This window comes from Paenibacillus sp. Y660 (genome assembly GCF_057221575.1).
Map to the genome: position 1 here is coordinate 54,950 of NZ_JBXBBJ010000028.1, position 6,690 is coordinate 61,639.

The 6,690-nt window shown below is 40.4% G+C and carries 5 protein-coding genes and 1 pseudogene; all 6 read left to right on the forward strand.

The window, feature by feature from the left end:
- The first annotated feature begins 265 nt into the window (after positions 1-265).
- Positions 266-1,540: a family 8 glycosyl hydrolase gene (locus tag AC2TDN_RS22570; RefSeq protein WP_484690247.1), complete on the forward strand. Its 1,275-nt coding sequence runs from the start codon at positions 266-268 to the stop codon at positions 1,538-1,540.
- Positions 1,541-1,792: 252 nt separating this feature from the next.
- Positions 1,793-3,187, forward strand: coding sequence for an amidohydrolase family protein (locus AC2TDN_RS22575; RefSeq protein ID WP_482069478.1), 1,395 nt, complete (start codon positions 1,793-1,795; stop codon positions 3,185-3,187).
- Between the two features lie 114 nt (positions 3,188-3,301).
- On the forward strand, positions 3,302-4,114 hold the full coding sequence (locus AC2TDN_RS22580; protein WP_482069481.1) for an XrtA system polysaccharide deacetylase: 813 nt from the start codon (positions 3,302-3,304) through the stop codon (positions 4,112-4,114).
- An 84-nt stretch (positions 4,115-4,198) separates the two neighbouring features.
- On the forward strand, positions 4,199-4,963 hold the full coding sequence (locus tag AC2TDN_RS22585) for a class I SAM-dependent methyltransferase (protein WP_482069477.1): 765 nt from the start codon (positions 4,199-4,201) through the stop codon (positions 4,961-4,963).
- Positions 4,964-5,268: 305 nt separating this feature from the next.
- Positions 5,269-5,421, forward strand: a pseudogene (locus tag AC2TDN_RS22590) (DNA/RNA helicase domain-containing protein); the annotation flags it as partial.
- Positions 5,422-5,481: 60 nt separating this feature from the next.
- Complete coding sequence (locus tag AC2TDN_RS22595) at positions 5,482-5,673, forward strand: phage antirepressor KilAC domain-containing protein (RefSeq protein ID WP_482069476.1); 192 nt, start codon at positions 5,482-5,484, stop codon at positions 5,671-5,673.
- Positions 5,674-6,690 lie beyond the last annotated feature (1,017 nt).

Genomic DNA, 6,690 nt, shown 5'->3' on the forward strand with positions numbered 1-6,690 from the left:
TAGAACAGAAAGTTTGCTGAAAGATATTATAAATCTCTCAATGAAATTTGAGGGTCATAAAGTAACTTGGTTGATACAGATGCGCGTTATGCAGCCTTGTATCATACCAAATGCTTTTTTCCATAAGCATGTTATCTTTTGACCAAAAGTTAAAGCGCTTAAACTTATAGTGTTTAAAAGTTAAAGCGCTTTAATAATCAAAAAAGGGAAGGAGCAATTTTTAGAGTCAAAAAATTTTGAAGTATAATAAAAGGAGGAGTTTTCATTGAATATTTTAAAATCAAACAAAGGTATTATGAAATTAATGGGCAGTATTCTTCTCTGTACAACTATGCTGACGACAGTACTGGGTGCGCCTGCTCAAATTCAACCTACGGTGCATGCAGCTGGAGAGAAGAAACCTTTCCCTCAGCAAGTTAAATATTCAGGTATCATTAAGCCTAACCATGTAAGCCAAACATCTCTTAATAACTCAGTTAAAGCTTATTATGACTACTGGAAATCAGCACATTTGAGAAATAACCTGACATCATTGCCTGGCGCTTATTATGTAAAAGGCGATATTACTGGTGATGCTGACGGATTTAAGCCGCTTGGTACATCTGAAGGACAAGGATATGGAATGATTATCACTGTTCTGATGGCTGGCTACGATACGAATGCTAGAAAGATTTACGATGGTCTATTCAAAACAGCAAGAGCTTTCAAAAGCCCGAACAATGCTAACCTGATGGGTTGGGTTATAGCGGATAACAAAAACGCTCAAGGTCATTTCGACTCCGCAACTGACGGAGACCTCGACATCGCTTATTCCCTAATTCTTGCAGATCGCCAATGGGGATCGACGGGAACAGTCAATTATTTGGCTGAAGCGAAGAAAATGATTACAAACGGAATTAAAGTTAGCAATGTAACGACTAACAACAGACTTAACCTTGGTGACTGGGATACGAAGGATGCTTTGAACACTCGTCCTTCTGACTGGATGCTTTCCCACCTGAGAGCTTTCCATGCAGTTACAGGAGACCAAACATGGTTGAATGTTATCAATAACCTTTACAGCCTTTACAGCAAATTCTCAACTAAATACTCGCCTAGCACGGGTCTGATCTCTGATTTCGTTGTTGGCAACCCGCCACAACCGGCTCCACAAAACTTTTTGGACGAATTCCCTGAAACAAATGAGTACAACTACAATGCAAGCCGTGTTCCGTTAAGAATCGTAATGGATTACGCTTTGTACGGTGATACTAGAGGCAAGGCTATCGCTGACAAAATGGCAGTATGGATTAAAGGCAAAGCAGGCAACAATCCGAACAACATCAAAGACGGATACCAATTGAATGGCAATGTTAGAGGATCTTATGCTACAGCTGTATTCGTATCGCCATTCATCTCCGCTGCTACAACTAACACTGCTCACCAAGCTTGGGTAAATGCTGGTTGGGACTGGATGAAAAATAAGAAAGAATCATACTTCAGTGATTCCTTCAATATGCTTAACCTGCTCTTCATTTCAGGAAACTGGTGGAGACCATAGGTTAGCGGTAAGACAGAGACATCAACTGTTTCTGTTAACCTGATTGCAGCAGCCTGACGGCGTAGTTCCGTCAGGCTTTTTGCTTCTTTTTAAAAGAGCTTTCCTGTTGTTGTGTCATACACCTTTTGTGAAAAAAGCTCATATACTGGGTCGAATACCTAGGGGGAAAGTATGACCGGATCATGTTGAGATCTTCTTAAAGCGCGTATTAATCGCACCGGGATCGTTTTTGTCGAGAAAGTAGGTTTTGTTATGGCGGGAATAAAAATAGAAGTGGATAAACGCATTTTAATTTGTGGCGCAACGATTGTCACGATGAACCCTAATCGAGAAGTCCTATTGGATCAGGATGTTCTCATTGTGGGAAATCGTATTGAAGCGATTGGCGATTTGGATGAAATTGTTGACAAAGCTGACGAAGTTGTTCATGCCGAAGGCCAAATACTTATTCCGGGGCTTATCCAAACCCATATCCATCTTACACGGACGCTTTTTCGAAATCTGGTGGCTGACAAAAATCTCAATCAATGGCTTGACGAAATTCTAAGCCTAGAAGCTGCACATGATAGAGATTCAAATTATTGGTCCGGTATGCTGGGAATTGCGGAGCTATTTCTTGGCGGCACTACAGCGATCTACGATATGGAGTCCGTTAACTATACAGATAGCGCCTTCGAGGCAATCGCGCAGACAGGAATCAGAGCCTTCTCGGGGAAAAAAATGGCAGATAGGAAGAGCCCAGGAGGAATTGATCAGAGCGACATGGTTGAGCCCACCTATATAGCATTCGAAGAGAGTCTGAAGCTGTTTGAAAAATGGGAAGGACGCGATGGGGGGCGAATTCGGTATTGCTTCTGCCCAGCCTCCTCCTTGACTTGCACGATGAAGCTTCTGAAGCTAACGGCTGACTTTTCCTATAAATACAACGCTCGTGTTCATATACATGCATCGGAAACGAAAGAGGAAGAAGCGATCGTTATAAAGCAGACAGGCATGCGGGTAATCGATTATTTGGATTCTATTGGACTGGTAACTCCAAGGACTGTTTTGGCTCATTGCGTTCACGTGAACGATCAGGAAATCAAAATCATAGCGAAGCGTGGTGCCCATGCGGCTCACTGTCCTACAGCCAATCTGTATCTAGCTTCCGGGATAGCCCCCATTCCAAGCATGATTGAACACGGAGTCAATATTGGCGTTGGGGCAGACAATGCGGCAGACCATACCAATATGGACGTTTTTCAAGAAATGAAGCTGGCTGCTTTAGTTCAAAAAGGTCTTCATCTCAATCCGACAATTCAGCCTAGTGCGCAAAAGGCATTCGAAATGGCAACTCTTGGCGGAGCCCGTTCCCTTGGATTAGAAAAAGAGATTGGCAGCATTGAGGTTGGAAAGAAGGCGGATATGGCTATCCTTGATTTGAGAAAGCCACATGCGTGGCCGAGTCAAGCGCAAGTGAATACCGAACAAAGCATTTATACACGAATTGTATACTCAGCAAAATCTTCGGATGTTGTTCTGACAATGGTAAACGGGCGTATCGTCATGAAGGATAGGCGATTACTCACCATGGATATAAACGAGGTTTTGAAGAAATCAAACGAAGCGATCACACGATTGTTACAATCCACAGCATTTGCGAGGTAAGGTTAGCTGGCTTTCATGCATAATTCGCTGAATGGTTGTACTTTACTAGTAAATACAAATCTTGCCATATGATAGAGATTGATGAATAATAGATAAGGGGGGATGTCTTTGAAAATGGCATTTACTGTTGATGTGGAGGATTGGTTTTGCAGCCCGCAATTATCACTATCGAACTGGGAGAACTACGAATTAAGGCTGGAGCAGCCTATTCATCAAATTTTGGATTTGTTGGACGAAAATGATTCGATCGGAACTTTTTTTGTCCTGGGATGGATCGCAGAAAAAAGGCCGGATTTGATTAAAGAAATACATCGAAGAGGTCACGAAATAGCTTCGCATGGTTATTCCCATCGTTTGGTTTATCAGCAGTCACCTGAGCAATTTAAACAGGACATTATAATGTCAAAGGACATCTTAGAACAATTAGTCGGTTCAAAAGTGCATGGCTATCGGGCACCCTGTTTTTCGATGACGGAGTGGGCGCTTGAAATTTTAATAGAAGAAGGTTTTTCTTACGATTCCAGCATAATTCCAAATACATATAACAATCTATATTCCAAATTCAATTTGGATGCATCCGTTTCTCATTCTTTTAAAATAAAAGAGGAGCTATGGGAAATACCGCTGCCTGTATATCGCTTAGCTGGAGTTAATTTCCCATGGGGAGGAGGCGGTTATTTTCGCATATACCCTTATCGTTATTTTCATTTAGGAGCAAGCCGAATTATAGGAAATAACGGTTCCTTTGTGTTTTATATTCATCCTTATGATTTAGACCATGACCAACCTCGAATCTTTAACACTTCTTGGTCAAATAACATTAGAAGATACTATGGGCTCGGGGATACTTATACAAAAATAAAAAGCTTGCTGTCTGATTTTAAATGTACTTCTATAAGCAAATATTATCCTCAAATTGGGGGATAGGGTGAATTGAGCATAAAAGCGGACATTATTTTTAATAAACGGTTGCTGGGATGCGCAGCTTATCTTTATTGCAGAGAAAATGGTATGAGCAGAACAAACATTCAACGACCGACTGCTGAGGAAATGAATACTATGATTTCGCTCGGTGTTGTATCTAGTGATCTGAAGATTATAGATAATCAGTTTGGCTATGCCTGTTACGAGCATTATAGGCAGGTATATGATCCTGATTTTTTTGATGCACTTCTATTGAAGGAAGCCAAATACCAAAAAAATATACTAGATTTGTGTTGCGGCGGTGGGGCGACGATAATCTCTCTCCTCCAAAACGAACCTGACATCATATATGGATTTGATTCAAACGCAAATCAGATCGAGCTGTTAGAATCGCTAGTTGGACAATTAAAGGATGTTAATTGCAACATTATGGCAAAGGTGGCAGATGCACATCATATCCCGCTTGAGAGTCACTCCGTCGATTTTGCGGTGTGCAGAGTGGCGCTGCAGTATCTAAACGCAGAACAGGTGCTGAAAGAAATGAATCGTGTGCTTTCCCTGCAAGGGAAGGTGTTTTTGCTCGTTCATGGTTCAGGATATATATTTGATTATTTGTTCTCTAGAAAAGGAATATTTAGAACAAAATATATCCAATATGCGGTTCATAAGCTTTTTAATTCGAGCAGCTCGAATAATAAGTTCAACCGCTCACAAGCAAATTATCTATTCATGAAGGATGTAAAGAAAAAGCTGGAAGACGCAGGGTTTAGAGATATTAAAGTGCATACCTGTAATAAGTGGTTGAAATTCGGGATATTCCCCGTGTATTTCGCGGTAACTGCAGAGAAGTGAGCGTTCGTATGTACAAGACGTTAGAAGCCGGTACCTTAATCAACGAGGGTATTGGTTTTTTTTAATTACTCGAAAAGCAGGTGGGATTAGGTGAAGTATGTTGAGGGGTTTCGGGCTTTTGGTCGATAGGAGTGGGGTGGGATTTGTTTCAATTTAATTGTCGAATAAAGGAATTTATAGGACTTTTGTAGAATAAGACCTAAGCACTATACAAGGATGGATCCTGAATCCGTGACACCACAGTAATCTCAACCGTATGGCACATGGATCATCTTCCAATCTGACCCAAGAAGGCACTTAAAAACAGTCCTGATCTACTTAATGTTCTCGTTAAAAATATATACAAGATTTTAATATCTCGTGGCATGAAGGGTTGTTACGTTTTCTGTAGAGATCAAGTGCTTCAAAGGTATTTTATTGAGAGATTGGGTAAAGTAGTAAGCAGTGAATGTAGATAAGGACAAGAAGGAACAGTCAAAATGTAGGGCTTAAATGGGAAAGATAACTAGGAGGTCCAAATGAGCGAGAAGCAAATATCAACTACAGCTTTAGCAAAGGAATTAGGTATACAAGCAAAGCATCTATTTCAATCCTTAATGGACGCAGAATGTATTCTGAGAGAAAATGATTCTTGGGTCTTGACAGATAAAGGAATTGACTTAGGTGGAACAATCTGTTCATCGCTAACGGACTTGCCGTCTTATGTATAAGAATAACCAGGTGCGGGGTGAGCGACCCTTTGAATATGTTTTTTGGGTCCTGTTGCTCTCAAATCACTCGGGCATAATACGTGGATCGTTCGACCTCTAATACACGCAACACAGAGCTGATGTTATGACCTTGTTCAGTATATTTCTGGGCACTCTCTATGTTATCCGCAAGTGCAGGTACGTTTTTTTAGTAGGTCTTTGAGAATGTCCCTATCTAAGGCTTGCTCTGCAAAGAGCTTCTTAAGTTTTCAATCTCATTCACCAGTTGTGCATAATCATCTGCAGTATGAACAAACGGAGCTTGTTTAACACATTCTCATCTAACTGATCCAGTCCTTACGGTTCAGTTCTCTGGACCACCGTAGGGATATCAGCTCATGTTGATGCGCCGCAGTCATATTGCCAATTTCTTTTCCTTTGGCTACAACCTTTTTCTTGAAGGATAAGTCATTGTTCCCCTCCGTTTGATTTCATTTTATCTAAGTAAGAGGTGTACTGTCCAAGTCTTAATAGGGGCTAAGAGTGCAAAATGCAATAATGATCGTTACATAGAGAAGCCTTATTAAAAGTTAAGTTAGTACGCCGCTATGATAGTTCTTCTTCTCAGCTCCCTATATCCGCAGTTAGAATGAGCACAAATCTGCCCTTTTTCTTTCAGACGTGCTGATTGATAACAAATTAACGAAGGAAGTCGAACTATATCTTTTATAGAGGACTTCTCAGCAATTATCAAATTTTAATTTTTGATGTAGTGGGTATCCCGAATTGAATAAGGAAGTTTTACTAGGAGAGGGTACTTCAATCGTAATACTTTTGCCCTGTTAATTAAATAAATTGTTGATCATAATAATAAAAGGAGTAAATTCAAATTTTATTGAAGATAGAATAAATAAACCTGAATTTCGAAAGTGAAATCTCATAAAAATGTAAAAAAGTGCCCTGATCTTTGGTAGAATGGTGTTTGTCTAGAACACATCACCCAAAAGAGAGGAGCACCTTTATGGTGAAGTTTATCAC

Excerpts from the sequence above, each read along its gene's own strand:
- AC2TDN_RS22585 (WP_482069477.1), top strand. The coding sequence starts at position 4,199 with ATGAGCAGAACAAACATTCAACGACCGACTGCTGAGGAAATGAATACT.
- AC2TDN_RS22575 (WP_482069478.1), top strand. The coding sequence starts at position 1,793 with ATGGCGGGAATAAAAATAGAAGTGGATAAACGCATTTTAATTTGTGGC.
- AC2TDN_RS22595 (WP_482069476.1), top strand. The coding sequence starts at position 5,482 with ATGAGCGAGAAGCAAATATCAACTACAGCTTTAGCAAAGGAATTAGGT.
- AC2TDN_RS22580 (WP_482069481.1), top strand. The coding sequence starts at position 3,302 with ATGGCATTTACTGTTGATGTGGAGGATTGGTTTTGCAGCCCGCAATTA.